The 3421-nt window shown below is 43.1% G+C and carries 3 protein-coding genes; all 3 read right to left on the bottom strand.

What is annotated here, in order from left to right:
• Window positions 1–135 precede the first annotated feature (135 nt).
• A complete protein-coding gene (locus tag SULKU_RS14150; RefSeq protein WP_013461407.1) occupies window positions 136–780 on the bottom strand; it encodes a hypothetical protein in 645 nt (214 codons plus the stop codon).
• Between the two features lie 824 nt (window positions 781–1604).
• The gene (locus SULKU_RS14145) at window positions 1605–1901 is read right to left on the bottom strand and encodes a hypothetical protein (protein WP_013461405.1); all 297 of its coding nucleotides are present in this window, start codon (window positions 1899–1901) and stop codon (window positions 1605–1607) included.
• Window positions 1898–2689 (bottom strand): replication initiation protein, encoded by a 792-nt coding sequence (locus SULKU_RS14140; RefSeq protein WP_013461404.1) that lies wholly within the window; start codon window positions 2687–2689, stop codon window positions 1898–1900. The genes SULKU_RS14145 and SULKU_RS14140 overlap by 4 nt, the downstream gene beginning before the upstream one ends.
• Window positions 2690–3421 lie beyond the last annotated feature (732 nt).

The raw sequence follows: 3421 nt of genomic DNA, 5'->3' as shown, positions 1-3421 counted from the left end.
ATGCCAAAAATTTGGCAAAAAAAAAGGGCGACGACCCGAAGATCGCCACCCATTTCCTCTATCCGTTAATCAGGCGGAAGGAGCTCTTAACTTGTTCACGATGAAATTATATCACGAACCCCAAAAAAGTAGCATTTAAAACTCATGCTGAAATTTTGCGCTCACTTTGCCCGTTGTCTTTACGTTCTCGATGAGGGTGTCAATGTCGATCACTCTCACCCGTTCATATTCGGGGAGGAACTTAGCGAAGCTCTGTATTTGCTTTTCTTTTGGGAGGACGTACAGAACAACGGCGGGATCTTCTTTTCTGATCTTCTCGAAAATCCCGTCGTATCTCCCCCGTGCTTTTCGGCTTGTCTCGACTTCGACGAATACACGGCCACCGCTCGGCAGGGTCAGAATCATATCGGGGACGTGTTCCATTTTCGCGCCGTGCTTTGCTACGCTCGTGCGCTCAACTTCCCCTAGCTTTGAGAGCCAATAGTGCGCCGTCTGTTCGATGATATTGTGGTTAATAGTCGTCCATCCACTGTTCACTTTTTTAGGCTCTAAGCCGATATCAACTAGGTACTTTTGAGTCTCGTGAGTGAGGACAACCGCCCGCCCGATTTTGACTCTATCCGTGTCTATATATCGGACTATTTTTTGTCTCACGAGTTTCGCAATTCTGTCCCGTGCGATCTTCTCGGACGGGAAAAAAGTACGCCCAAGTACGGGCAAAAAAGTACGCCCGTAAATGTTCGTAAATTTGATCATTTCGAGGTCTCGATCTGTCAGCATATAACTTTCCTTTTTCATAGCAAAGTTATTATGTTACCGCATTATAAACCCTACGGCATCGCCATAATAGGGGTTTATAATAGGTCACATAATAGGGGACGGGGGAGAGAATCAGCTCATAGCCTAAGGGCTACGACTGATTCAAAGACACCCCGAAACGCCCGTGCGTTCGGGGATTGGCGCGACGCTGCAACGCATAAATTTGCGTTGCGCTCTGCTTATTGATTATCGGGCGTTGCCCTCTAGGGGGGTGTCTGGCTAACGCCCGACTAAGATAGCGTGGGACGAGAGAAATATGAAATTTCAAAAATAAGCATTTAGCTTATTGTTTTCATTCCAAATTTTCCCGCTCCCAAATTAAGCTTTCATTGCATTTACTCCCGTATCTGCAATGACCGTTTTCCTCGTCTTTCGCCTCAAAAACTAAGCTGAATTTGCCACCCTATCTTAGTCGGGCGCACGATAAATTTACGCTCTAATTTTCTGCGAAAATTCCACGCTATTTATCGGCTGACACCCCCCCTCCGTTCGCTTCGCTCACTGCGCGGATTATTTGCCTAGCCTCCGTTCGCGTTGCTCTCTCCGGGCGTGCCGGGGCAAATCATCCTTACCCTCCATTCGTTGCACTCATTCCGCGATCAACAACAGCCTCCAAAATCAAAGATTTTTCCGGGCGTTCCGTTGTTGTTGATCTTGGCAAATGCAAAGCAAAAGCTACTTTTTTAGGGTAATCGATCTTTAATTTCGGGTAGGCGTTTTTTTAAAAACGAGATAAGCCAAAAGCACTACGGTAACGATGTCGATAATGTCACGGACTGATTCGGTTAGCATTTTTCCTCCTTTCGCTTATTTTTTGAGTTTTCCCAAGTTATTTCGTGCATAGTTTTGAAATGTTTCCGAAGCATATACGCATCAGGTATGTTTTTCTTAAACCATGTTCCTTTACTACTGGATAGCCAATCAATTACAAAGCGAATGTCATCTAGTGAGTAACCTTCGGTATCTTGTATATGTTTGATTTGTTGCGCCCAGGTAATCTGATCGAATGGTTCATCAATATTGAGTTTCGATAGAAAATATCGCATCATGTCCCATTGCTCAATGGAAGGCTTTTCGTTCAAAATAATCTCCTTTGTCGAAGTTTGTTTTGTACGAGTTTAATCGTGACCGAAAGAGCTTTCGGTCGTCCTCGATCAAGGGGAGAGTTGTACCCCTTGTTAATGACGTATGAAAAGCTGATCTCGCTTTTATCGTCCATTTCTTCTTTTGTCGGTTTGAGAACTTTACGTTCAAAATCGGTGAAGTTTTTGTACTTTGTACCAAACAAATCGTTTAAATCATCGAGAGAAAACTTCTTTTGCTGTTGTACGTCCCAATTCTCAGGATTGCCCTTAAATCCGAAAATCTGCTCTAAAATCATCGCCATGCGGATGCTGTATTTGCTCTCCAGCTCCATGACGTTTTTAACGTCTATGGTTGTGAACCGTTCCTCTACTTCGAGGATTAAATCGAGGATCTTTTTAAACATGGTAATTTCTATGGTTTTTGTGGTGTAGTCGTATCTTGATCTCGGAACGATCACAATACCCTCTTCGACCGTTATACGTCCTTTGTTGTCCCGTTCTACGAACGTTACAGAAGTGCTACGCATTGTTTTTATATTGTCCTTTATTATGCGGTGATCTAGGTTGCAATATTTCGCAAAATCATCCGCCGATAGCGTAAACTCCACGATGTCCCACTCGTTTTTTTTATACTGTTGTTTGGCGATATAGAAAAGCATCTTTAGGGCAACGGCGTTGCTTTTGGATACGAAGCCCTCGACGAGGCTATTCGATATCTTTACGAGGTCTTTAACCTCCTCCTCTTTTTGCTTTTGTAGGAGCTCTCTTGCTTCTCTCGGGTTCATTTTAACGACCTCATTTGTAATATAAAGACTTTATAAAAGTATAGGACGCTAAATATTAAAGCGACCTTAATATAAAAAGGTCTCTAAAAAACGGTTTTGGTCGTTAAAATACGACAATTCACCCGTTAAAATACGACAATTCACCCGTTAAAAGATTTCCAGCTAAGCCCCTTGTGTAGGGCGTTTGAGAGGGTTTTTCACACCCCCTATAATAGTATCTAATAAAAGTCTCTAATAAGTTTATCCCTACGGTGTATTTAAATAAAGACGGATTTCGGGCCGAAATCTCTTATTATTTTTGACCCTAAAAAAGTAGCATTTGGGAAGCGGTGAAAAGAGAAAATGCGATCATTGAGAACGAGGGGTTAATCTTCCATTGCTTCGCCAATACTTCGACCCCACGAAAGAGCTGATCGTGTTTAAATCACTGCGTTAAGATAAGCTCCCGTCACTTCGTTCCTCTCTTCGGCTTAAAAGCCTCAGTAAGAATCACAGAAACAGCCCTAAAAACGATTTTGAGAGAAAAAGAGGGGGATTTTACGTTTTGGAGGTAAAAAACGCTTTTAGAGGCATTTTTGAGCTTTTGAGCGTAGCAGATAGTCCGAGGGGTGATTATTCCCTCGTTTTTGATTAATGCAGAGCGGGTGCAAGCACCATCAGCACCAAAAAGACCATCAGTAAGTGAGACAAGTTAAAAGACTCCCTTCAAGGAAATCCCGCCCACCCCATCCA

The sequence above is a fragment of the Sulfuricurvum kujiense DSM 16994 genome (assembly GCF_000183725.1).
GTDB classification, from domain to species: domain Bacteria; phylum Campylobacterota; class Campylobacteria; order Campylobacterales; family Sulfurimonadaceae; genus Sulfuricurvum; species Sulfuricurvum kujiense.
Note: the sequence above shows the minus strand (reverse complement) of the source record. Positions and strands in the feature narration are given on the sequence as shown.

Bases quoted from the DNA above. Each gene is read 5' to 3' on its own strand.
- SULKU_RS14140 (WP_013461404.1), bottom strand. From the start codon at position 2,689: ATGAACCCGAGAGAAGCAAGAGAGCTCCTACAAAAGCAAAAAGAGGAG.
- SULKU_RS14150 (WP_013461407.1), bottom strand. From the start codon at position 780: ATGCTGACAGATCGAGACCTCGAAATGATCAAATTTACGAACATTTAC.